The organism is Streptomyces sp. 8N706 (genome assembly GCF_052245415.1).
Lineage (GTDB): Bacteria > Actinomycetota > Actinomycetes > Streptomycetales > Streptomycetaceae > Streptomyces.
In genome coordinates this window covers 28,635-52,428 of sequence record NZ_JBQQBW010000047.1, presented here as the reverse complement: position 1 = coordinate 52,428, position 23,794 = coordinate 28,635, and the positions used below count along the sequence as shown (strand labels likewise).

Annotated in this window: 16 protein-coding genes and 1 pseudogene; 7 read left to right on the top strand and 10 right to left on the bottom strand. The window is 72.2% G+C overall.

Going from position 1 to position 23,794, the window contains the following annotated elements:
- Nucleotides 1–42: 42 nt before the first annotated feature.
- From sucB to ACTWQE_RS19205, 4 genes are all read right to left on the bottom strand, one after another.
- Entirely contained in the window at nt 43–1,434 is a 1,392-nt protein-coding gene (gene sucB, locus ACTWQE_RS19220) for a 2-oxoglutarate dehydrogenase, E2 component, dihydrolipoamide succinyltransferase (RefSeq protein WP_443330204.1), read from the bottom strand.
- 52 nt (nt 1,435–1,486) lie between these two features.
- Nucleotides 1,487–2,875 (bottom strand): dihydrolipoyl dehydrogenase, encoded by a 1,389-nt coding sequence (gene lpdA, locus ACTWQE_RS19215; protein WP_443330203.1) that lies wholly within the window; start codon nt 2,873–2,875, stop codon nt 1,487–1,489.
- A 494-nt stretch (nt 2,876–3,369) separates the two neighbouring features.
- Entirely contained in the window at nt 3,370–4,914 is a 1,545-nt protein-coding gene (locus ACTWQE_RS19210) for a leucyl aminopeptidase (RefSeq protein ID WP_443330202.1), read from the bottom strand.
- Between the two features lie 416 nt (nt 4,915–5,330).
- On the bottom strand, nt 5,331–6,065 hold the full coding sequence (locus tag ACTWQE_RS19205; protein WP_443330207.1) for an adenosylcobinamide-GDP ribazoletransferase: 735 nt from the start codon (nt 6,063–6,065) through the stop codon (nt 5,331–5,333).
- Between the two features lie 588 nt (nt 6,066–6,653).
- Between ACTWQE_RS19205 and ACTWQE_RS19200 the strand changes: the two genes are divergently transcribed.
- Nucleotides 6,654–7,391, top strand: coding sequence for a hypothetical protein (locus tag ACTWQE_RS19200; RefSeq protein WP_443330201.1), 738 nt, complete (start codon nt 6,654–6,656; stop codon nt 7,389–7,391).
- A gap of 388 nt (nt 7,392–7,779) precedes the next feature.
- Here the strand turns inward: ACTWQE_RS19200 and ACTWQE_RS19195 are convergent, their stop codons facing one another.
- From ACTWQE_RS19195 to ACTWQE_RS19185, 3 genes and pseudogenes are all read right to left on the bottom strand, one after another.
- Nucleotides 7,780–9,675, bottom strand: a complete 1,896-nt coding sequence (locus ACTWQE_RS19195) for a phosphatidylglycerol lysyltransferase domain-containing protein (protein ID WP_443330200.1) — start codon at nt 9,673–9,675, stop codon at nt 7,780–7,782.
- A gap of 64 nt (nt 9,676–9,739) precedes the next feature.
- Nucleotides 9,740–10,894 (bottom strand): nicotinate-nucleotide--dimethylbenzimidazole phosphoribosyltransferase, encoded by a 1,155-nt coding sequence (cobT, locus tag ACTWQE_RS19190; protein ID WP_443330199.1) that lies wholly within the window; start codon nt 10,892–10,894, stop codon nt 9,740–9,742.
- Between the two features lie 590 nt (nt 10,895–11,484).
- Nucleotides 11,485–12,693 (bottom strand): annotated as a pseudogene (locus ACTWQE_RS19185) (bifunctional adenosylcobinamide kinase/adenosylcobinamide-phosphate guanylyltransferase).
- A gap of 102 nt (nt 12,694–12,795) precedes the next feature.
- Here ACTWQE_RS19185 and ACTWQE_RS19180 point away from each other — a divergent pair.
- Entirely contained in the window at nt 12,796–13,005 is a 210-nt protein-coding gene (locus ACTWQE_RS19180) for a hypothetical protein (RefSeq protein ID WP_443330198.1), read from the top strand.
- A gap of 157 nt (nt 13,006–13,162) precedes the next feature.
- Here ACTWQE_RS19180 and ACTWQE_RS19175 read toward each other — a convergent pair whose 3' ends face one another.
- Both ACTWQE_RS19175 and ACTWQE_RS19170 read right to left on the bottom strand, forming a co-directional pair.
- Nucleotides 13,163–13,873 (bottom strand): class I SAM-dependent methyltransferase, encoded by a 711-nt coding sequence (locus tag ACTWQE_RS19175; protein WP_443330206.1) that lies wholly within the window; start codon nt 13,871–13,873, stop codon nt 13,163–13,165.
- 113 nt (nt 13,874–13,986) lie between these two features.
- Nucleotides 13,987–14,583 (bottom strand): DUF3043 domain-containing protein, encoded by a 597-nt coding sequence (locus tag ACTWQE_RS19170; protein ID WP_443330197.1) that lies wholly within the window; start codon nt 14,581–14,583, stop codon nt 13,987–13,989.
- 359 nt (nt 14,584–14,942) lie between these two features.
- Here ACTWQE_RS19170 and ACTWQE_RS19165 point away from each other — a divergent pair, with 359 nt between their 5' ends.
- The 5 genes from ACTWQE_RS19165 to ACTWQE_RS19145 all read left to right on the top strand — a co-directional run bounded on the left by ACTWQE_RS19165 (nt 14,943) and on the right by ACTWQE_RS19145 (nt 21,934).
- Nucleotides 14,943–15,722 (top strand): PspA/IM30 family protein, encoded by a 780-nt coding sequence (locus ACTWQE_RS19165; protein ID WP_443330205.1) that lies wholly within the window; start codon nt 14,943–14,945, stop codon nt 15,720–15,722.
- Between the two features lie 35 nt (nt 15,723–15,757).
- Nucleotides 15,758–16,036 (top strand): PspA-associated protein PspAA, encoded by a 279-nt coding sequence (gene pspAA, locus ACTWQE_RS19160; RefSeq protein ID WP_443330196.1) that lies wholly within the window; start codon nt 15,758–15,760, stop codon nt 16,034–16,036.
- Nucleotides 16,037–16,200: 164 nt separating this feature from the next.
- A complete protein-coding gene (locus ACTWQE_RS19155) occupies nt 16,201–17,550 on the top strand; it encodes a sensor histidine kinase (RefSeq protein WP_443330195.1) in 1,350 nt (449 codons plus the stop codon).
- 214 nt (nt 17,551–17,764) lie between these two features.
- Complete coding sequence (locus ACTWQE_RS19150) at nt 17,765–18,484, top strand: response regulator (protein ID WP_443330194.1); 720 nt, start codon at nt 17,765–17,767, stop codon at nt 18,482–18,484.
- 183 nt (nt 18,485–18,667) lie between these two features.
- Nucleotides 18,668–21,934 carry an efflux RND transporter permease subunit gene (locus ACTWQE_RS19145; RefSeq protein WP_443330193.1) on the top strand — a complete coding sequence of 1,089 codons (3,267 nt, stop codon included), beginning with the start codon at nt 18,668–18,670 and terminating at the stop codon, nt 21,932–21,934.
- A gap of 420 nt (nt 21,935–22,354) precedes the next feature.
- Here ACTWQE_RS19145 and nadA read toward each other — a convergent pair whose 3' ends face one another.
- Nucleotides 22,355–23,542 carry a quinolinate synthase NadA gene (gene nadA / locus ACTWQE_RS19140; protein WP_443330192.1) on the bottom strand — a complete coding sequence of 396 codons (1,188 nt, stop codon included), beginning with the start codon at nt 23,540–23,542 and terminating at the stop codon, nt 22,355–22,357.
- Between the last annotated feature and the right edge of the window lie 252 nt (nt 23,543–23,794).

The window sequence follows — 23,794 nt, the reverse complement described above, 5'->3', positions numbered from 1 at the left end:
GGACCCGGGCGGGGGCGCGGCCGTGGATGCCGTGCGGCGGCGTCAGAGACCGAGATCGACCTCGAACTCGCCCGCCTCCAGGATCTCCTTGACGGTCGTCAGGTAGCGGGCCGCGTCGGCGCCGTCCACCAGGCGGTGGTCGTAGGAGAGCGCCAGGTAGGTCATGTCGCGGACCGCGATGGTCTCGCCGAGCTCCGGGTGGTCCACGACCACCGGGCGCTTGACGGTCGCACCGATGCCCAGGATGGCCACCTGGTTCGGGGGCACGATGACCGTGTCGAACAGCGCACCGCGCGAGCCGGTGTTGCTGATCGTGAAGGTCGCGCCGGACAGCTCGTCCGGGGTGATCCTGTTGGAGCGGACCTTGCTTGCCAGCTCCGCGGTCTTCTTGGAGATACCGGCGATGTTGAGGTCACCGGCGCCCTTGATGACCGGGGTCATCAGACCCTTCTCGGAGTCCACCGCGATGCCGATGTTCTCGGCATCGAAGTAGGTGATCGTGGACTCGTCCTCGTTGATCCGGGCGTTGATGACCGGGTGGGCCTTCAGCGCCTGGGCCGCGGCCTTGACGAAGAACGGCATCGGCGAGAGCTTGACGCCCTCACGCTGCGCGAACGCGTCCTTGGCCTTGCCGCGCAGCCGCATGATGCGGGTGATGTCCACCTCGACCACGCTGGTGAGCTGCGCCTGCTCGAGCAGCGCCTTCTTCATGTTGTCGCCGATGACCTTGCGCATCCGGGTCATCTTGACCGTCTGACCGCGCAGGGGCGACGCCTCGACGGCGGCGGCCTTCGGCGCGGCGGCCTCGGCGGGAGCCGCGGCCCTGGCGGCCTCGGCGGCGGCGAGGACGTCCTGCTTGCGGATACGGCCGCCGACTCCGGTGCCCTTGACGGTCGCCAGGTCCACGCCGTTCTCCGCGGCGAGCTTGCGCACCAGCGGAGTGACGTACGCGCCGTCGCCCTCACGGGACGGAGCCGCCGGAGCCGGCGCCGGGGCCGGGGCGGGCGCCGGAGCGGACGGGGCCGGCTCCGGAGCGACCGCGGCCGGGGTGACGGCCTGCGGCGCCGGTGCGGCCGGAGCCTGCGGCGCGGGGGCGGCCGGAGCCGGGGCGGGTGCCGGGGCCTCCTGCCGCGGAGCCTCCGGGGCCGGGGCGGGCGCCGGTGCGGCCGGAGCCGGAGCGGCGGCCGGAGCGGCACCGGCGGCACCGATGACGGCGAGCTTGGCGCCGACCTCGGCGGTCTCGTCCTCGCCCACCAGGATCTCGAGCAGTGTGCCCGCGGCCGGAGCCGGGATCTCGGTGTCGACCTTGTCGGTGGAGACCTCGAGCAGCGGCTCGTCGGCCTCGACCTTCTCGCCCTCGGCCTTCAGCCAGCGGGTGACGGTGCCCTCGGACACGCTCTCACCGAGCGCCGGAAGGGTTACGGAAACCGCCATGGTTTCGGTTGCTCCTTAACGATCTGTGCGGATGTGGTCGCGCCCGGGACTGCTAGTCGTGGGAGTGCAGGGGCTTGCCGGCCAGGGCCAGGTGGGCCTCGCCGAGCGCCTCGTTCTGCGTCGGGTGCGCGTGGACGAGCTGCGCGACCTCGGCCGGCAGCGCCTCCCAGTTGTAGATCAGCTGCGCCTCGCCGACCTGCTCGCCCATACGGTCACCGACCATGTGGACGCCGACCACGGCGCCGTCCCGCACCTGGACGAGCTTGATCTCGCCCGCGGTCTTCAGGATCTTGCTCTTGCCGTTGCCGCCGAGGTTGTACTTGAGGGCGACGACCTTGTCGGAGCCGTACAGCTCCTTGGCCTTCGCCTCGGTGATGCCGACCGAGGCGACCTCCGGGTGGCAGTACGTCACCCGCGGTACGCCGTCGTAGTCGATCGGCACGGTCTTCAGCCCGGCCAGCCGCTCCGCCACCAGGATGCCCTCGGCGAAGCCGACGTGGGCGAGCTGGAGCGTCGGGACGAGGTCGCCCACGGCCGAGATGGTCGGCACGTTCGTCTGCATGTACTCGTCGACCAGGACGTAGCCGCGGTCGATGCCGACCCCGGCCTCCTCGTAGCCCAGACCCTGCGACACGGGGCCGCGGCCGACGGCGACGAGCAGCACCTCGGCCTCGAAGGTCTTGCCGTTCTCCAGCGAGACCTTCACACCGTCGGAGGTGTACTCCACGCCCGAGAAGCGGGAGCCGAGGGAGAAGTTGATGCCGCGCTTGCGGAAGGCGCGCTCCAGCAGCTTGGAGCTGTTCTCGTCCTCGACCGGGACGAGGTGGGGAAGCGCCTCGACGATGGTGACGTCGGCCCCGAAGGACTTCCAGGCGGAGGCGAACTCGACGCCGATGACGCCGCCACCGAGCACGATCGCGGACTTCGGTACCCGGTCGAGCACCAGGGCGTGGTCGGAGGAGATGACGCGGTTGCCGTCGATCTCGAGGCCCGGGAGCGACTTCGGCACGGAACCGGTCGCCAGCAGGATGTGGCGGCCCTCGTAGCGCTCACCGTTGACATCCACCGAGGTGGGGGAGGACAGCCGGCCTTCACCCGTCACGTAGGTGACCTTGCGGGAGGCGACCAGGCCCTGCAGGCCCTTGTACAGGCCGGAGATCACACCGTCCTTGTACTTGTGCACGCCCGCCATGTCGATGCCCTCGAGCGAGGTCTGCACACCGAAGGAGGCGCCGTCCCGCGCCTGGTCGGCGATCTCACCGGCGTGGAGCAGAGCCTTCGTGGGGATACATCCGCGGTGCAGGCAGGTGCCGCCCAGCTTGTCCTTCTCGATCAGGGCGACGTCCAGGCCCAGCTGCGCCCCGCGCAGGGCAGCGGCGTAACCGCCGCTGCCGCCTCCGAGGATCACTAGGTCGAAAACGGTGCTGGCGTCGTTCGCCACGTCACGTCCTCCATGCATGGGTACGCCGGAGCCGGTCGTCTTCAGACCGGGCGACGGCTGTTGTTCGGCCGCTTTTCTTCGGCCCTTGCGTCGGGCTCGGTGTGTCGATGAGCCTGGGCCCTGTTCCTGCCGAGACAACATCTTCGCACTTGTTGGCGGGCAGCGGGACGCGGGGCCGCGCTGTGAGATGGCTCTCCCGGCCTGCGGAAGGGTTACTCGCGCGTAGCCGGTGCGGATTTCGTCGACGGCGAACTCCTCGCCTCCGGCGGACGCGGGGCTTCCTCCGGCGGGCGCGGGCTCCTCGCCTCCGGCGTACGAGCCGGTCCGGCTCCCGGGTTCCGTCCCGGCTCCGGTGCTCCGGCTCCGCGTCCGGGCGGCGGTTCGGAGTCGTCCCCGTAGGCCCCATCCCGTATGGGTATTAATGGGGCACTAATAGGGCGCATGAGAACGAAGCTCCGCCCGGACCCGCCGTCCGGCGGGCGGCGCCGCGGCCGTCAGGCGAGGTCGCCCGCCGCGGTGCGCTCGGCCAGCCGCACGAGGGTGCGGACGGCGGAGCCGGTGCCGCCCTTGGGGGTGTAGCCGAACGGCGCCCCCTCATGGAAGGCCGGTCCCGCGATGTCCAGGTGTGCCCAGGTGATGCCGTCGCCGACGAACTCCTTGAGGAAGAGACCGGCGACCAGGCCGCCACCTGCACGCTCGCCGATGTTGGCGAGGTCGGCGACCGGGGAGTCCATGCTCTTGCGCAGCTCCTTGGGCAGGGGCATCGGCCAGGACTGCTCGCCCGCCTCCTCCGCGATCCCATGGACGGCGGTACGGAACGCCTCGTCGTTGGCCATGATCCCGAACGTGCGGTTGCCGAGGGCGAGGATCATCGCCCCGGTGAGGGTGGCCACGTCGACGATCGCGTGCGGCTTCTCCTCCGAGGCGCGGGTGAGGGCGTCGGCCAGCACGAGGCGCCCCTCGGCATCGGTGTTGAGCACCTCGACGGTCTTGCCCGAGTACATCCGCAGCACGTCACCGGGGCGGGTGGCGGAGCCGGAGGGCATGTTCTCGGCGAGCGCCAGCCAGCCGGTCACATTGACCTCCAGCCCCAGTCTGGCCGCGGCCACGACGGCGGCGAACACGGCGGCCGCACCGCTCATGTCGCACTTCATCGTCTCGTTGTGACCGGCCGGCTTCAGCGAGATGCCGCCCGAGTCGTAGGTGATGCCCTTGCCGACGAGGGCGAGGGTCTTCTTGGCCTTGGGGTGGGTGTAGGCGAGCCTCACCAGCCGCGGCGGGTTCGCCGAGCCCTGTCCGACGCCCGTCAGGCCGCCGTATCCGCCCTTGGCCAGGGCCTTCTCGTCCAGCACCTCGGCCTTGAGGCCGTGCTCCTTGGCGGCGGTCTGGGCGGCGGCGGCGAAGGCCTTGGGGGTGAGGTCGTTGGAGGGGGTGTTGACGAGGTCGCGGGCGCGGTTGACCTCCGCGGCCAGCGCGGTGGCGCGCTCCGCGGCGGCCTTGAAGGCCTTGTCGCGGGGCTTGGCCCCGAGCAGGGTGACCTCGGCGAGCGGGGTGGTCTTGTCGTCGGCGTTCTTCTTGCCGTTCCCGGTGCCGTTGCCGTTGGAGTTCCGGTAGGCGGTGAAGGCGTAGGCGCCGAGCAGCGCGCCCTCCGCCACCGCGGCCGCGTCCGCCGCGCTCCCGACGGGCAGTGCGAACGCGCCCTTCTTGGATCCCGACAGCGCACGGGCCGCGGCTCCGGCGGCGCGGCGCAGGGCCTCGGCGCCGTACCCCTCGCCCTTGTCAGGGGTGTCGCCGAGCCCGACCGCCAGCACGACCGGGGCCTTGAGGCCGGACGGCGCGGGGAGCTTGGTCACCTCGCCCTCGCCGCCGGTGGCGCCGAGGGTCTCGAGAACGGTGGCCAGCTTCCCGTCGAACGCCTTGTCCACGGCCTCGGCGCCTGACGCGACGACCGGGCCCTTCTCACCCTTGGCGACGCCGATGACGACGGCGTCCGCGCGCAGCGTCGCCGCTGAGGAGCTGCTGAGAGTCAGTGCAGTCACGGTGTTGGGGTTCCTCTTCCCTTGCGTTTCTCGGCCAGTCGGTGGGCCGGCCGCCGCTCGGGCCTGTCGCACAGGCCCAGCCCGCCGCCGTAACGTCGTGCGCACGGCCTCGGGCGCTCCTGCATCGTATTCCGACCGGCTGTACGAAGACGTCGCCCGCCGGAAGCGCAGGCCCGGGGCCCCGGCGCCGCGTGGCTCCGCGCCCCGGCGTACGCCTGCCGGGCGGGCACGGGTGCCGCCGCGGACGGCGCGGCCCGGCGCCGGTGCCCTGGCCCGTACCCGGCCGCTTGCTGTGGTCCCTGCATCACTGGCTCTCGCCGCTGCGGGTACGGCCTCCGAGCGTCTCGTCGACGTCTTCGCGAACGGGCCGCCGCCGAACGGTTGCCGGAACGGAGCGGCAGGCGGGCCGACGGGTGTCAGCCCAGGGCGAGGACCAACAGGGCGGCTGTGGCCGCCGATTCGGCGAGGGCCCCGAAGACATCGCCCGTGACGCCGCCGAAGCGCCGGCGACAGCGGCGCAGCAGCAGCTCGGCGGCGGCCACGGCGGCGAGGGCGGCCAGGGCGTGGTGCACGGCGGCGTACGGGCCGAGGGCCGCGCCCGCGGCCGCGCAGAAGGCGACCGAGCCGGCCGCCACCGCCGTCGCGTCCCGTACGGGGACGGCCCCGGCGACCGCCGCCCCCAGCCCGTCCGGCCGGGCCGCCGGCACCCCGGCCCGGGAGGCGAGGGTGAGGGCCAGTCGGGCCGCGACCGCCGCGACGACGGCCGCGGAGGCGCCGCGCGCCCAGCCCGCCGCGTACAGCTCGGAGACCACCGCGACCTGTGCCAGCAGCACGAAGAGGAGCGTGATGACACCGAAGGGCCCGATGTCCGACTGCTTCATGATGCGCAGGGCGTCCTCGGCCCGCTTGCCGCTGCCCAGGCCGTCGGCGGTGTCGGCGAGCCCGTCCAGGTGCAGCCCGCGGGTCAGCAGCGCCGGTACGGCCACCGTGGCCACCGCCGCGAGCGGCGGACCCCCACCGAAGAGCAGCAGCAGGGTGCCCGAGACGGCGGCGGCGAGCCCGACGACCGCGCCCACGAGGGGGGCGCAGAGCATGCCGCCCCGGGCCGCCTCCCGGTCCCAGCGGGAGACCCGTACGCGGAGCACGGTCAGCGTGCCGAAGGCGAAGCGTGCCGCGTCGTCGAGGGAGACGCGACAGGCCGGAGCGGCGGGGGTCGCTGCGCCGGAGTGCCCGGAGTTCTCGGATGCTTCAGGATCTTCGAGGTTCCGGCGCTCCCCGGATTCTTCGCGACCCTTGAAGTCCTGGGGGTGTCCGGATCCTTCGGGACCGTCGGAGTCCTGGGGCTCCCCGGCTTCGGGATCCTTGAAGTCCTGGGACTCGCCGGATCCTTCGGGATTCTCGAAGTCGTGGGACTCCCCGGGCCCTTCGGACTCCTCGACGTTCCGGGAGTTCTCGGGCTCCCGGGTCCCTTCGGAATCCCCCGAGGCCGTGGAGGAGGCGGACGGTCCGGCGATGTCGGCGCCGACGGGGTCCGCGGAGGGCTCGGTGGAGCCGGACGGTCGGGAGACCTCGGCGGAGCCGGAGGCGGCTGCGGCGGCTGAGGCGTCGGAGGGGCCGGACGGGCCGGGGGCAGGTTCCGGAGTCGTGTCGGTCATCGCGCGCAGGCTATCCCGAGCCCCCCGGCAGTAAATTGCGCAGAGGCGGTCATGCCGGGCATAGCCGAAGCGGGAGCGGGTGTCATGGGTCACTGGTGGGAGAGCAATGTCGCCGAGCCCGGAAAACTGCCTCTGCTCCTCGCGCTTTTCGCCTTCATCCTGACCTTTCTGATCACCCGTTCGATCACCCGTATGATCCGGGCGGGGAAAGGCCCCTTCCGTAACGTCACCCCGGGCGGCGTCCACGTCCATCACGTCGTTCCGGGTGTCATCCTCACCATCGTCGGCGGCTTCGCCGCGATCGCCGGTGGCCGGCACGGCTTCGGCACCGGTCTCGCCGCCGTCCTGTTCGGGGTCGGAGCGGGGCTGGTGCTCGACGAGTTCGCGCTCATCCTCCACCTCGCCGATGTCTACTGGACCGACCAGGGGCGGCAGAGTGTCGAAGTCGTCGTCCTCACCGCGGCCGTCGTCGGGCTGATGCTGGTCGGCTTCCTGCCGTTCGGGGTGAACGATCTCTCCTCCGACGAGCAGCAGGACCGTGCCACCGTGGCGATCACCGTCGGTCTGAACTTCTTCATCGTGCTCATCGCCCTGCTCAAGGGGAAGACCCGGCTGGCGGTGATCGGAGTCCTCGTGCCGTTTCTCGCCCTCTTCGGCGCTGTACGCCTCGCCCGCCCGGGCTCGCCCTGGGCAAAGCGGGCGTACCGCAGGCGGCCGCGCGCGCGGGCGAAGTCCCGGGTGCGGGCATACCGGCACGACAAACGCTGGGACCGGCTGAGCCGTCGCTTCCAGGATCTGGTGGCGGGGTTCCCCGAACGCTGACGGCACAACGCCCCGACGGCCCCCGGCGTCCCGACGGCCCCGACGGCGCGACGACCCCCCGGCGGGCCGACCCCGGGGCGGGACCCTCGACGGCACGGTCTCTCCGGCGGCGCGGCGACCCCCGGGCAGGCGCCGGCCGTACGCGCTGAGGCCGACGGGGCGACGCCCGGCACGGGCGGAGAGCGGCGAGGAGCGGCGGGGAGACGGCCCGCAGGGCAGACGGCCACGGGCGCGCACGGGGCGAAGGCCCAGGGAGCCGGATGCCGCCACGCCGCGCAACTCGGGCACACCGGATACGGGAGAGGAGATACGGGAGACGGGAGACGGGATGGGGCAGACGGGAGACGCGGCGTCGGGAGCGCTCGCCGCCTGCGGCCCCGCCGCTCGCTCAGCGGGGCCGTTTCGGTCCGAGCCGGTGACGGTGGCTCAGCCAGGCGGGCAGCGCGGGAGCTTCCAGGAACCCCTCGGCACGGGCGCTCGCGATGGCGATACGGGGCAGCTCGACGCTCTTCTCGAACAGGAGGTAGCGGGGCTCCCAGATCGGCCGGTACTTCGCGTTGGCCCGGTACAGCGACTCGATCTGCCACCAGCGCGAGAAGAAACTCAGCAGTGAGCGCCACAACCGCAGCACCGGGCCGGCGCCCAGCTTCGCACCGCGCTCGAAGACGGACCGGAACATCGCGAAGTTCAGCGAGACCTGGCTGATGCCGACCTCCGGAGCCCGCTGGAGCAGTTCGATGACCATGAACTCCATCAGGCCGTTCTCGGCATCCCGGTCCCTGCGCATCAGATCGAGCGACAGTCCCTCCGGTCCCCAGGGGACAAAGCTCAGCAGCGCCCGCAGTGCGCCGTCGGCGTCCGTGCATTCGAGCATCACGCAGCGGCCGTCGCCCGGGTCCCCGAGCCGGCCGAGCGCCATGGAGAAGCCGCGCTCGGTCGCACCGTCCCGCCAGTCGTCCGCACGGCGCAGCAGCTCGGCCATCTCGGTCTCCGGGATGTCCTCGTGGCGGCGGATACGGACGGTGTAGCCGGCCCGGCGTACCCGGTTGTACGCCTGGCGCACGGTCCGCATGGCGCGGCCTTCGAGGGTGAAGTCGCCGACCTCGACGAGGGCCTCGTCGCCCAGTTCGAGGGCATCGAGCCCGTGCCGGGCGTAGATGGTGCCGCCCTCCTCTCCCGCTCCCATCACCGCGGGGATCCACGCGTGTTCACGGCACTCGGCGAGCCAGCGGTCGATCGCCCCCGGCCAGGCCTCGGGGTCGCCGATGGGATCGCCGGAGGCCAGCGAGACGCCTCCCACGACCCGGTACGTGATCGCGGACTTGCCCGTCGGCGACCAGATGACGCTCTTGTCGCGGCGCAGGGCGAAATAGCCCAGCGAGTCGCGCTCCCCATGACGCTCCAGCAGCGCGCGCAGCTGCGCCTCGTCCTCCGGGCCCATCGGATCCGTGGCGCGGCGGGAGCGGAACGCGGCCCACACCACGGCGAACAGCAGCAGCGTGCTCATCACATTGATGAAGACATCCACCCAGGGCGGAGGGGAGATGCCCTCGAAGACGGACTCGTCGGCCGCGAGGGAGATCAGCCGCAGCACCGCGTAGTGGAAGCGGTCCAGGAAGGTCGAGCGAGCGCTGTCGTCGGCGGTGTTGCTGACCGTGACCAGGAGCGTCGCGACGAGCGAGGCGGCCAGGAAGCCGCCGGCCGCGACCACCGCCGCGAGCCTGGGGTTGGACCGGTCGCCCGTGGCGTAGAACTCGCGGCGGCCCACGAGCAGCGACACGACGAAGAGGAGGGTGAGGAGAAAGGAGATCCAGTTCTGCACATGCCGGTTGAACTCCGGCAGCGTCATCGCCAGGCACAGGAGGGCGCAGAACGGACTCGCCAGTACGAGGTTGAGGATCCACGCCGCCCGCTTGCGGCGGCGCATCGTGACCGCCAGGAAGAACGTGAAGACGCCCGAGGCGAAACCCGCGGTGAGCAGGTACGGCGTGAAGAACTCGTCGATGTTGTGCCGGCGGACGCCCTGGCCCAGGGACACCCAGACGGCGCCGAGGAGATTGACGAAGGTGACCACGCGCAGATACCAGACGGCGAAGGCGGCACTGCGGGCCCGCGCCCGGCCGGACCTCGGCCCGGCTTCCGCCCCGCGGCCGCGCTCCGCCCCACGGGCCCCCTCCGGCTCCCCGGTGCGCCCCGGCCGGCGCGCCTGTCCAGGCGTACGAGCGGGAGTTGATGCACGGTCAACCACATCGGTGCGATCGTGACTCAAGCGGACGTCTCCCATGAAAAGCGATCATATGGCTCTGAAGTTATGGCGGGAGAACCCAACGATCGCGAGGTGCTGGTGATCAGTCGCGTTCGGAATCCTCCGACGGTTCGTCGGCCGAAGCGGCCGCAGCGTCCGGGCCGCCCAGGTCCGCCGGCTCTGGCGGGTCTGCTGTCGTACCGGGCCCGGCGGACGGACGCTCCGGGAGTTCCGCCCAGAGAGCGGCGGCCGCCTGCACCAGTGGCAGGGCGAGCAGCGCTCCCGTTCCCTCGCCCCCGGTGACGCCGTGGTCGAGCAGAGGGTTGAGCGCCATCCGGTCCAGGGCCTTGGCCTGCGCCGGCTCGCCGCTCGTATGACCCGCCAGCCACCAGTCCGGCGCCCGGAACGCCACCCGCTGGGCGACCAGCGCACACGCGGCGGACACGACGCCGTCGAGCACCACGGGGGTGCGCCGGACCGCGCACTGGAGCAGAAAGCCGGTGATGGCGGCGACGTCCGCGCCGCCGGTGGTGGCCAGCAGTTCCAGCTGGTCGCCGAGGACGGGGCGGGCGCGCCGGAGCGCGTCACGGATCGCCGCACACTTGCGCATCCAGGCGAGGTCGTCGATACGGGCGCCGCCACGACCGGTGACCACGGACGCGTCGGTGCCGCAGAGCGCGGCGATCAGCGCACCGGCCGCAGTCGTTCCGCCCACGCTGAGATCCCCGAGGACGACGAGGTCCGTGCCGGAGTCGGCCTCCTCGTCGGCGACCGCCATTCCGGCGCGGAACGCCTGCTCCGCCTCCTCGGCGGTCAGCGCGTCCTCGATGTCGATACGGCCCGAGCCACGGCGGACCCGGTGCCGTACGACGTCCTCGGGCAGCTCGGCCGGGTCGCAGTCCAGCGCCATGTCGACGACCCGCACGGAGGTCCCGAAGCGGCGGGCGAGTACGGCGACGGGGCTCTCGCCCTCGAGGACGGCCCGTACGAGCCGGTGGGCGGTACCGGCGGGGCGGGCGGACACCCCGAGCGCGGCGATTCCGTGGTCGCCGGCGAAGAGGACGACGCGGGGCCGCTCGACGGGCTTCACCGGCACCGCGCCCTGCGCGGCGGCGAGCCACTCGCCGAGCTCGTCGAGGCGTCCGAACGAACCGGGGGGCGCGACGAAGCGCTCCCGCCGCTCCTCGGCGTCGCGCCGGACGCCGGAGTCGGGGCGCTCGATCACATTGCCGAAGTCGTCGAGATTCAGGCCGCTCATCCGCCGAACCCTACCGGGGCGGCGCGACCGTTGCGTGCCGGGCCCGTGCCACCCGGGCGGAGACCCGATGAACGCCCACGGCGGGGCGGACCGACGGGCCGAATGCCGCTGTGGCGGGCGTCGGAAGGCTCACGGGGGCACCAAGCTCCAGGGGGGCACCAAGCTCCAGGGGGGCACCAAGCTCCACGGGGCCACTCGCTGCCGGGCGCTCCCTGCCACGGGGCAGCGGCCCGCCATGGCAGGGCGCGGGACGGGCTGTCGGCGCGGTGCCGAGCGCGGCCGCCGGACCGGAGGCCCGCACGTGGGCATCAAGCCCTCAGGCGGTTCCTCCGCTGAGGCATTACCTGACGCGGCGGGGGCGGGGGACCGGCGGGGGCCGGTGTGGCGGTCGCTGGGTGACTCCGCCGGCATCGGCTGCCGGTCATCCGGTGCCATGGGGGCCATGCCCTGCGGGCCGTGGTGCTCGCCCGGGGCGGAGCCGCAGCCCGCAGCCGCCGTACGGGAGGTGTGGCTCCGGGCGGAGGCGCGGCCCGCAGCCGCCGTACGGCAGGTGTCGCCGTGCGGGCCGTGCGGCCCCGGGCGGAGGCCGTTCAGCGGAGGGGGAGCGCCTGGCCCGCCACCACCAGGAGGACGTGTTCGCACTCCGCCGCGAAGGCCGCGTTGAGGCGCCCGAGTTCGTCGCGGAAGCGACGGCCGGCCGCGGTCGCCGGGACCACACCGGAGCCGACCTCGTTCGAGACGGCGACCACCCGGCGACGCGTCCCCCGCACCGCCGACACCAGCGCGTCCGTCCGCTCGCGCAGCTCACGGCGGCCGCCCGCCGCCCAGCGCTCGTCGTCCCACGCCCCGGCCGCGTCCATCGCGTCCGTCAGCCACAGCGCGAGGCAGTCGATCAGCAGCGGAGGCCCGTCCTCCGCGAGCAGCGGGACCAGGTCGCAGGTCTCCAGCGTCCGCCAGGAGCCCGGGCGGCGCTCCCGGTGGAGGGCGATCCGGTCCGCCCAGTCGCCGTCGCCCTCACGGGTGCCGCCCGTCGCGACGTACACCACTTCGGGGAACGACTACAGCCGCCGCTCCGCCTCCACCGACTTCCCCGAGCGTGCCCCGCCGAGGACCAGGGTGCGCCGCGGCGGGGCGGGCAGGGCCGCGTACTCGCCGTGCTCACCGACGCGTACGGTCTCCCCGTCCGTCACGGCGCGCGTCCCCGCCGCCGCCAGCCTGCGGCGCAGTTCGGCCCCCGGCGGCACCTCGTGGTCGATGTGGGCGGCGATCACATCGGTGGCCGCCGTGACCGCGCCCGCCGCCCGCAGCCGGGCGAGCGCGTCGGGGCGCACGATCACATCGAGCACGGCCATGTCGTACGGTTCGAGGCCGCCCGCCCCGAGCCCCGCGGGCGACGCCCCCGGCGGGAGGTACAGCAGTTTCTCCCCGTCCGGCCCCGTGACCGCGTAGCCGGTGCCCGGCACGTCCATCGCGACGGCCCGGACCCGATGACCGCTGATCAGCGCCAGCTCCCGCCCGTCCGGCACCCGCCCGGGGGCGGGCAGCCCGGCCGGCACGTCCACGGCCGGCCCGTCGTGCGGGTGCGACAGCAGCACCTGTCGTACGCCGACCAGTGACTGCCCCGCGCGCGCGGCGGCGAGCGCGGCGCCGGGGGTGAGGTCGAGCAGCAGCGCGCCGTCCACGAGCAGCGCTGTGGCGGACCGCGCCTCCTCGCCGGTGGCGGTCGCGCACGCCGCGCACGGACAGTCGGGGCGGGGCAGTCCGCCGGGGGCTCCGGTGCCGAGGAAAGTGAGTTCCACGCCCCGATCGTCTCGCGTCGCCGCGTCACGGGCGCGCGGGGCCACCCGTACAGCCCGTTAGGCTGCGGGCAGCACGTACTCGGAGGGACTCAGGAGGCGGACATGGCGTGGACGTGGCGGTTCGAGAAGTCCGACGGGACGGAGACGGTGCCCGCGGTGGAGCCCGAGGAGTTCAGCACCCAGGGGGACGCGGAGTCCTGGATCGGCGAAGTCTGGAAGGACCTGCTGGAGGGCGGGACCGCACAGGTGACCCTCTTCGAGGACCGCACCAAGATCTACGGGCCGATGAGCCTGCACGCCGAGGAGGCGTAGAAGGGCGGCCGCCAACCCCGCCGCCGGGGCCTCGGAGCGGCCGTCACCGTTGTTCCGGGGCCGACCCCCGATCGGCGCTCCGAGCCGGGCCCCGGCCGGCCCGGGTCCCGCGGCGCAGCTTCCGGTTCCGGCCCGGCCGGATCGGGTTCACCCCGCTTCAGCCCCGGACGCCGCACAGGTGCAGCAGGGCCGCGACCGCGCGATACGGGTCGGTGCGGCCCGCCCGTTCCTCCGCGGCGAGTATCCGCTCCAGCTGCTCGGGGCCCGGCGGCCGCTCGTCGTCGGCGGCGAGGTCGGTGAAGACACGGACGCCGTACCAGGTGTGCAGCGGCGCGCCGATCCCGTCCAGCGTGGTCGTGAGCGCGGACAGCCGGTCGGCGCGCACCCGCAGACCGATGCGGTTGGTGTACGCGGGGGAGTCGAACGAGGCCAGCGCGGTGTCCCAGTCGCCGGCCAGCCCGGGGCGCATCGCCAGCGCGTCGGCGTTCCGTACGAGCAGCGAGAGCAGGCCGCCGGGGGCCAGCACCCGGGCGAGGCCCGCCAGGAACGGGTCCGGCTCGCTGAGGTACATCAGCACGCCATGGCACAGCACCACATCGAAGCTGCCCGGAAGGAAGTGCACGCCCGTCTCGCGTCCGTCGCCCTCGATCAGCCGCACCCGCTCGCGGATGCCCTCCGGCTCGGCGGCCAGCGCGGTCCGGGCCGTCGCCAGCATCCGGGCGTCGGACTCCAGTCCGGTGACCTCGTGTCCGGCGCGGGCGAGCCGGAGCGCCTGTGTGCCCTGACCCAGCCCCACGTCGAGGATCCGCAGCCGCCGGCCCACCGGGAAGCGCCCGGCCATCTGTTCCTCGAGCTGCCGGGCGACCAGCTCCTGGCGGACGGTGTTCCGCAGACCTCCGAGTCCACTGAGCCAGCCCGTCGCCCCACCGGGGTTCCATGCGGCCGACGGTGCGTCCCCGGCCCCCTGGCAGGGCGCAGCGCTCAGGGCCGCTCTCCCCGCTTGACCTGCGGCTTCGGCAGCCGCAGCCGACGCATCTGGAGGCTGCGCATCAGGGCGTACGGCACGGCGCCGCGGAGGTTCTCGTTCGGGAAGCGGCTCCGCAGCTGCTTCTTCAGACGGATGGCGACACCGATCGAGTCGATCACGATCAGTACGATCACGACCAGCCAGAGCAGCAGAGAGAGGTTCTTGACCTGCGGCGACGGCAGCATGCTCAGCACCAGGATGAGCACCGCGAGCGGCAGGAAGAACTCGGCGACGCTGAAGCGCGAGTCGATGAAGTCGCGGGCGAACCGGCGGATGGGGCCCTTGTCACGGGCCGGGAGATACCGCTCGTCACCGCTCGCCAGCGCCTCGCGCTGCTTGGCCAGATCCGCGCGTCGCGCTTCGCGCTGGCGCTTGGCGGCGTCCTTGCGGTTGGTCGGCGTGGACGCCATGCTCCGGCGCTGCGACTGGGCCACGCTGCGCTTGGGAGTGGGGCGGCCCTTGGGCGCCTGCGGATCACGGGGCTGCTGCGGCTGGTCCGCGGTCATCTTGGTGACAGCGGCCTGCTCGTCCTTGGAACGGCTTCGGAACACAAAGCCCAAGGGTACGGGGTCCCGCCGGTGGACCCCAGCCCGCCGTGGGAACGATCCGGCAACGGCATGGCCGACACCAGCGGCACCGGCAACATCACCGGCATCGGCACCGGGGCACGGCGTCCCCCGGCGCCGGAGAACCGAGGGCCGCCCGGACGCCGCCGGGGGCGCCGTCCGGGCGGCCCTCCCTCCCTCTACTCCCTGGGCCGGAGAAGACCTGTGTGTGATCGTCCTGGAGGAGGAGCGCATCCGCGTCCGAACAGTGCGGTAATGGAAGCAGGGCCCGTACTGTGGGGTCTGTAGAACTGAGTGCTTGAGTCCGAGCCCGAAGGGGGCGCGCGAGGCCCATGAGCGGTGTCATGAAGCGGATGGGGATGCTCTTCCGCGCGAAGGCCAACAAGGCCCTGGACCGGGCCGAGGACCCGCGCGAGACCCTCGACTACTCGTACCAGAAGCAGCTCGAGCTGCTGCAGAAGGTCCGCCGGGGCGTCGCCGACGTGGCGACCTCCCGCAAGCGGCTGGAGCTCCAGCTCGGCCAGCTGCAGGGCCAGTCCACCAAGCTGGAGGACCAGGGCCGCAAGGCACTCGCGCTGGGCCGTGAGGACCTCGCCCGGGAGGCGCTGTCCCGCCGGGCCGCCCTTCAGCAGCAGGTCACCGACCTCGAGACCCAGCACCAGACGCTGTCGGGCGAGGAGGAGAAGCTGACGCTCGCCGCCCAGCGCCTGCAGGCGAAGGTGGACGCCTTCCGCACCAGGAAGGAGACCATCAAGGCCACCTATACCGCCGCACAGGCCCAGACCCGTATCGGCGAGGCCTTCTCCGGCATCTCCGAGGAGATGGGTGACGTCGGCATGGCGGTCCAGCGGGCCGAGGACAAGACCGCGCAGCTCCAGGCGCGCGCCGGCGCGATCGACGAGCTGCTCGCCTCCGGAGCGCTGGACGACCCCACCGGTATGGCCAAGGACGACATCACCGCCGAACTGGACCGGATCTCGGGCGGTTCGGACGTCGAGCTGGAGCTCCAGCGGATGAAGGCCGAACTGGCGGGCGGCAGCGGTTCCCAGCAGGCTATTGAGGGTGGGGCTCAGGACCAGAGCGAGCAGCAGCCGCAGGAGCGGCACAAGTTCGACAAGCAGTAGACCCCTCGCCCGGCGAGGCGTATCGGGAGGTCGTCATGATCGTGCGGATCATGGGTGAGGGGCAGCTGGTCCTGGCGGACAGCCACCTCGCCGAGCTGAACAAGCTCGACGACGAACTGCTCGCGGAGATGGAGGGCGGCGACGTGGACGGCTTCCGCCGGACGCTCGGCTCGCTGCTGGACGAGGTGCGCCGGCTCGGCGAGCCGCTGCCCGACGACTCCCTGGAACCGTCCGAGCTGATCCTGCCGTCCCCGGACGCCACGCTCGGAGAGGTACGGGCGATGCTCAGGGACGACGGCCTCATCCCGGGCTGAGAGCGCCCGGGCCCGGAACGCCGGGCCCGGAACGCCCTGGAATCCCGGACGACAGCACTCGCCGGCCCAGGTCACACCCCGCGGCAGGCGTCGTCCCGCGCGGTCCGGTCCGTTCCGGGTGACCGGGCCGTATGGTGCCTGCGCCACCGCGCGAGCACTTACCGTTGCTTCTCGTGACTTCCCTCGCCGTCGGACAGGGCCTCGCCCGCCCGCAGCGCTGGCTGCGTGCCCATCCGCTCGCCCTCGACGCGGCGGTCGCCGCGGTCGTGCTCGCGCTCGTCCTCCTCACTCTGGTGACCGACCCGCAGGGGCCCACCGGCCCCCGTATCGGGGAGCGCAGGCCGGATGTGTGGAGCGTCGGCCTCGCCGGCCTCGCGTGCCTGGCGCTGGTACTGCGCCGCCGTACACCGCGACGCGTTCTGGCCGTCACCGGCGCACTCACCCTGCTCGAGCTGCTGTCCGGCCCCGACGACCTGGGAGCACCGGTCGCCTTCACCGCCGCCGTGGCGCTGTACACCGTCGCCTCACGCACCGACCGGTCCACGACCTGGCGAGTCGGCGCGTTCACGGTCCTCGGACTCACCGCCGCCGCGATGTACCTCGGCACCTGGCCCTGGTACGGGTACCAGAACCTCAACATCTTCGCCTGGACGGGCATGGCCGCCGCGGTGGGCGATGCCGTCCGCAGCCGACGGGCCGTCGTCGACGCGATACGCGAGCGGGCCGAACGGGCCGAGCGGACCCGTGAGGAGGAGGCCCGTCGCCGGGTCGCCGAGGAGCGCATGCGCATCGCCCGCGAGCTGCACGACGTCGTCGCCCATCACATCGCGCTGGTCAACGTCCAGGCCGGAGTGGCGGCCCATGTCATGGACAACCGCCCCGACCAGGCCAAGGAGGCCCTGGCCCACGTACGGGAGGCCAGCCGTTCCGCGCTGCACGAACTCCGTGCGACGGTCGGGCTGTTGCGCCAGACCGGTGACCCGGAGGCCCCCACCGAGCCGGCCCCCGGCCTCGGCGTCCTCGACCAGCTGGTCGACGGGTTCACCCGCGCCGGGCTGCCCGTGGACGTCGAGGTGTCCTCGCTCGCGCCGAAGGGCCCCTGGCACAGCCGCAGTCCGCGGCAGGCGGTCACGGTCGTCGGCGACCTCCCGGCGGCCGTCGACCTGACCGCCTACCGGGTCGTCCAGGAGGCGCTGACCAACGTCCACAAACATGCGGGCGAGCAGGCGCGCGCCACGGTCCGTATCGCCAGGGCACCGGAGTCCCTGGAGATCACGGTCCTCGACGACGGGGTGGGCGCACCGTTGCGGGCGCAGGCGGGGGAGCAGGGCACCCGGCGCGACAGCCGCCCGGACGCGGGTGGCGCGGACGACGGCGGCGGGCACGGCCTGATGGGCATGCGGGAACGAGCCGCGGCGCTCGGCGGGGACTGCGAGGCGGGCCCTCGTTACGCAGGCGGCTTCCGGGTCCACGTACGTCTGCCGCTCACGACCGCGAGGGACACCAGGGATTGACTCCGGTTCCGGTTCCGGTTCCGGGTCCGGCTGCTGCTCGCGAGCGGGGCGCCCCCGTGCCGTCCCGGGCTCGTACAGAGGCACCCTGACGCACCGTGGAGCGCGGCGCTCGGCCCGCCGCGCCCACTCGGTGCGAGCCGGAGGGGAGGAGACAACCGCGGGGCCGTGCTGCCCGCGGCGGACGGGCAGGGGATCCGGTGCTTACTCTGTGCGCATGACCGACGAGCCGCCGAAGCCGCCGACCATCAGAGTCCTGCTCGCCGACGACCAGGCGTTGCTGCGGAGCGCGTTCCGGGTTCTCGTCGACTCCGAGGCCGATATGGAGGTGGTCGGAGAGGCGTCCGACGGCGCGGAGGCCGTACGGCTCGTACGCGAACTCGGCGTCGACGTCGTCCTCATGGACATCCGGATGCCCGGCACCGACGGACTCACCGCCACCCGCGAGATCAGCGCCGACCCCGCCCTGGACGGCGTACGGGTCGTGATGCTCACGACCTTCGAAGTGGACGAGTACGTCGTGGAGTCGCTGCGCTCGGGAGCCTCCGGGTTCCTCGGCAAGGGCGCCGAGCCCGATGAGCTGCTCTCCGCGATCCGCGTCGCGGCGGCCGGTGAGGCGCTGCTGTCACCGGTGGCGACCAAGGGGCTGATCGCCACGTTTCTCGCCCAGAGCGACGGCCGGGCCGGTGGCGGCACCGGTGGAGGGCACGGCCGGGAGGCCGCCCGGCTCGCCGCGCTCACCAGCCGTGAGCGCGAAGTCCTCGTCCTCGTCGCGGGCGGGCTCTCCAACGACGAGATCGCCGATCGGCTCGCCGTCAGCCCGCTGACCGTCAAGACCCATGTGAACCGGGCGATGGCCAAGCTCGGTGCGCGTGACCGGGCCCAACTGGTGGTCGTCGCCTATGAGTCGGGGCTGGTACGCCCCAGGGTGGAGTGAGGGTGGAGAGGGCCGTACTGCGCCTGCGGTACTCGCCCCTGACCGAGAACCGACCTGGGAGCGAGGAAAAACACCTAGCGCATGGCTGATCGTATAAGCGGGCCGTAAAGTCCCGCCGGCCAGAGAGACTGCCCGGCCGCTGAGCCCTCCTGCCGATCAGCAACAGAAGAGAGACCTCCACCCATGTCCTGGCTGTCCAGAATCAGCCTCGTACAGCGGGGTTTGATCGCCCTGATGGCGGTTGTCGCGATCGCCTTCGGTGCCATCGCCATTCCCCAGCTCAAGCAGCAGCTGCTGCCACCCATCGACCTCCCCATGGTCTCGGTGCTGGCTCCGTATCAGGGTGCGTCCCCCGATGTGGTCGAGAAGCAGGTCGTCGAGCCTCTCGAGGACACCATCGAGGCCGTCGACGGCATCACCGGGGTCACCTCGACGGCGAGCGAGGGCTCGGCCGTCATCATGGCCAAGTTCGATTATGGCAACGGCTCGGACCAGCTCGTCGCCGATGTCCAGCAGGCCGTCAACCGGGCACGCCCCGAGCTGCCGGAGGACGTCGACCCGCAGGTCGTCGCGGGCTCCACGGACGACATACCGACCGTCGTCCTCGCCGCCACCGCCGGCGGCGACCAGCAGGCGCTTGCCGACCGGCTCGACCGCAGCGTGATCCCCGTTCTGAAGGACATCGACGGCGTCGGCCAGGTCACCGTGGACGGCGTCCAGGACCGGATCGTCTCCGTCACTCCGGACGACGCGAAGCTCGCCAGGGCCGGTCTCACTGCCGCCGCGCTCGGCCCGGTGCTGGAGGCCAACGGGGCGTCCGTGCCCGCCGGTTCCTTCGCCGAGGACGGCAAGAGCAAGACCGTCCAGGTCGGTGGCGGGTTCACCTCGCTGCGGCAGATCCAGGACCTGCGTGTGTCGCCCGCGGCGGGCGGCCAGGGCGCGGGCGCCGGCGGCGAAGGAGCCGGGGGCCAAGGAGCCGGGGGCCAAGGAGCCGGGGACCAGGGGCCGGGCGCCGGCGGTCAGGGCGCGCCGGCCGGCGGTGACACGGGCGACGCCGCGAAGCCCGTACGCCTCGGCGACATCGCCACCGTCAAGGAGGAGGCCTCCACGCCGACCTCCATCACCCGGACGAACGGCAGGCCCAGCCTCGGCATCGTGATGACAATGGGCCAGGACGGCAGCGCCGTCGCGATCTCCGAAGCGGTCCGGGACAAGCTGCCCGAACTGCGCAAGGACCTCGGCTCCGACGCGAAGCTGACGGTCGTCAGCGACCAGGGCCCGGCGGTCTCCAAGGCCATCGACAGCCTGACCACCGAAGGGCTTCTCGGCCTGCTCATGGCCGTCGTGGTGATCCTGGTCTTCCTGGTGTCGCTGCGCTCCACGATCGTGACCGCGGTGTCCATTCCGCTGTCCGTCGTGATCACTCTGATCGTGCTGTGGAGCCGCGATCTGTCGCTCAACATGCTGACGCTCGGCGCGCTGACCATAGCCATCGGACGGGTCGTCGACGACTCGATCGTGGTGCTGGAGAACATCAAGCGGCATCTGTCCTACGGCGAGGAGCGGCAGTCGGCGATTCTCACCGCGGTCAAGGAGGTCTCCGGCGCGATCACCTCCTCCACCCTCACCACGGTCGCCGTCTTCCTGCCGATCGGTGTCGTCGGTGGCATGATCGGTGCGCTGTTCGGCCCGTTCTCGCTGACCGTCACGGTCGCCCTGCTCGCCTCGCTGATCGTGTCGCTCACCGTGGTACCCGTGCTGTCGTACTGGTTCCTGCGCGCCCCGAAGAGCACGCGCGACGGTGACCCGGAGGAGCAGCGCCGCGTCACGGAGGAGAAGGAGGCGCGCAGCCCGCTCCAGCGGCTGTACGTCCCGGTGCTGCGGTTCGCCACCCGCCGCCGCTTCACCAGCCTGGTGATCGCCGTCGTGGTGCTCATCGGCACCTTCGGCATGGCTCCGCTGCTGAAGACCAACTTCTTCGACCAGGGCGAGCAGGACACCCTCTCGATCAAGCAGGAGCTGAAGCCGGGGACGAGCCTCGCCGCCGCCGACGCCTCTTCGAAGAAGATCGAGAAGATGCTCGACGGCATCGAGGAGATCAAGGACTACCAGGTCACCGTCGGCTCGTCCGGCCTCATGGCGGCCTTCGGCGGCGGTACGGGCGCCAACCAGGCCTCGTACCAGCTCAAGCTGAAGGACTCCGCCGCCTCCGAGGCGACGATCGACACCATCCGCGACGGCCTGGACGGGCTCGGCGAGGGCATCGGCCAGACCACGGTCAACGTCGGTGACGGCTTCGGCAGCCAGGATCTGAGCGTGGTGGTCAAGGCGGCGGACGCCGACGTGCTGAAGAAGGCGTCCGAGCAGGTACGCGGTGAGGTCGCGGAGCTCGACGACGTCACGGACGTCCAGAGCGACCTGGCGCAGAGCGTTCCGCGGATTTCGGTCAGGGGCAACGAGCAGGCCGCCCGGTTCGGCTTCACCGAGGCCACCCTCGGCCAGGCCGTCGGCCAGGCGGTGCGGGGCACCACCTCGGGCAAGGCGGTCCTGGACGACACCGAGCACGACATCGTCGTGAAGTCGGAGAAGGCCGCCACGACGGAGGCCCAGCTGAGGAAACTCCCGCTGGCCACCCCGGCGGGCGTGGTCGAGCTCGGCCGGGTCGCCGAGGTCAAGACGGTCCCCGGCCCGGTCCAGAAGACCCGTATCGACGGCGCGCGGGCCGCGACGATCACCGCGAAGCCGACCGGTGACAACACCGGAGCGGTGGGCGCCCAGCTCCAGTCGAAGATCGACAAGCTCGATCTTCCGGAGGGCGCCACGGCGGAGATCGGCGGTGTCTCGCAGGACCAGCAGGAGGCGTTCTCCTCGCTGGGTCTGGCCATGCTGGCGGCCATCGCGATCGTCTTCATGCTGCTGGTCGCGACCTTCCGGTCGCTCGTACAGCCGCTGATCCTGCTGGTCTCCATCCCGTTCGCGGCGACCGGGGCGATCGGTCTGCTGGTCGCCACGGGCACCCCGATGGGCGTCCCGGCGCTGATCGGCATGCTGATGCTGATCGGCATCGTGGTCACCAACGCCATCGTGCTGATCGACCTCGTCAACCAGTACCGGGCACAGGGCTACGGCATCGTCGACGCGGTGATCGAGGGCGGCCGGCACCGGCTGCGGCCGATCCTGATGACGGCGCTGGCGACCATCTGCGCGCTGCTGCCGATGGCGCTGTCGGTCACGGGTGACGGCGGCTTCATCTCGCAGCCGCTGGCCGTGGTGGTGATCGGTGGCCTGGTCACCTCGACGCTGCTCACGCTGCTGCTGGTGCCGACGCTGTACGCGATGGTGGAGCTGCGCAAGGAGCGCCGCCGCACGAAGAAGACGGCGAAGCGGGCCGGGAAGTCGGCCGCGGCGACCTCCTCGGACGAGCGCCAGGCGGAACCGGCGGGCGTGTAACCCGCGCCGCCACCGGCCACGATGCCGCGGCGCCCGTCCCCGCGCGGGGGCGGGCGCCGCTTTGCTCTCCAGGCCCGTGTGACACCTTCCGGGCCCTCGGCGGCTCCGGAGGGAAGCCTGGATTCCCGCCGGCCCCATGGAGGCGAGGAACCCCGCAGCCCCTGGCCCCCGCCCTCGGCCGCGCACCGGCGTACCCCCGGAACCTGACCGACGACGGATGGTGCGGATCAGGACGCTGTGGACTCCTCGAGGGCGGCGCCCGGGCGGTGGTCGGCGCGTACAGGCAGTGCCCCACCCGGGCACGGCGGTTCGGCACGTCGCACGATCCCGGTAGTCATCCGGCCGCTGTACGACACCGGGGCCCGGTCACGCACCGCACGGTGTGTGACCGGGCCCCGGATGTCCGGCGATCGGCACTGCCTACGGCAGCATCAGCATCCGCTCCAGCGCCAACTTCGCGAACTTCTCCGTCTCCGGGTCCACCTGGATGCGGTTGACGACATTGCCCTCGGCCAGGGACTCGAGCGCCCACACCAGGTGCGGCAGGTCGATCCGGTTCATCGTCGAGCAGAAGCAGACCGTCTTGTCGAGGAAGACGATCTCCTTGCCCTCGTCCGCATAGCGATTCGCGAGGCGGCGGACCAGGTTCAGCTCGGTGCCGATGGCCCACTTCGACCCTGCCGGTGCGGCCTCAAGGGTCTTGATGATGTACTCCGTCGAGCCGACGTGGTCGGCCGCCGCGACGACCTCGTGCTTGCACTCCGGGTGGACCAGCACGTTGACGCCCGGTATCCGCTCCCGTACGTCCCGTACGGACTCCAGCGAGAAGCGCCCGTGCACCGAGCAGTGGCCGCGCCAGAGGATCATCTTCGCGGCGCGCAGCTGCTCGGGAGTGACGCCGCCGCCCGGCTTGTGCGGGTTGTAGACGACGCAGTCCTCCAGCTCCATCCCCATGTCCCGGACAGCGGTGTTGCGGCCCAGGTGCTGGTCGGGGAGGAAGAGGACCTTGTCGCCCTGCTCGAAGGCCCAGTCCAGGGCCCGCTTGGCGTTCGAGGAGGTGCAGATGGTGCCGCCGTGCTTCCCCGTGAACGCCTTGATGTCGGCGGAGGAGTTCATGTAGGAGACGGGGACCGTGACGTCGGCCACCCCAGCCTCGGCCAGCACGTCCCAGCACTCGGCGACCTGTTCGGCCGTGGCCATGTCGGCCATCGAGCAGCCCGCGGCCAGATCGGGGAGTACGACCTGCTGGTCGTCGGTGGTGAGAATGTCCGCGGACTCGGCCATGAAGTGGACACCGCAGAAGACGATGTACTCGGCCTGCGGCCGGGCGGCCGCGTCCCGCGCCAGCTTGAAGGAGTCACCGGTGACATCGGCGAACTGGATGACCTCGTCACGCTGGTAGTGGTGACCGAGCACGAAGACCTTGTCCCCGAGCTTCGCCTTCGCCGCGCGCGCCCGCTCCACCAGGTCCGGGTCGGACGGGGCGGGCAGGTCGCCGGGGCACTCCACGCCGCGCTCGCTCTTCGGGTCGGCCTCGCGGCCGAGCAGGAGGAGGGCAAGCGGCGTCGGCTGGACATCGAGAGTTTGGGCGGTGGTCACTGCACGCACCCTTTCTGTATTCCGCAGACAAGCCTTTTCGTCTGATTGACGCTATCTATCATAACTGCTTCATGTCAGTTTGACGATGGCCATCGTGTCGATGTGACGCATTCCCGGGCGGGAAGGCCCGGGCGGGCAACCCCGTGCCCCGCGGTGCGGGGGTGTGCGAGCATGAAGTCGGAAGAGAACGTGCCAGGCCCCGGAATGAATCCGCGGCCCCGCCGGTTACAGCCGACGGCAAGCAGTCCCTCACAACCCGGG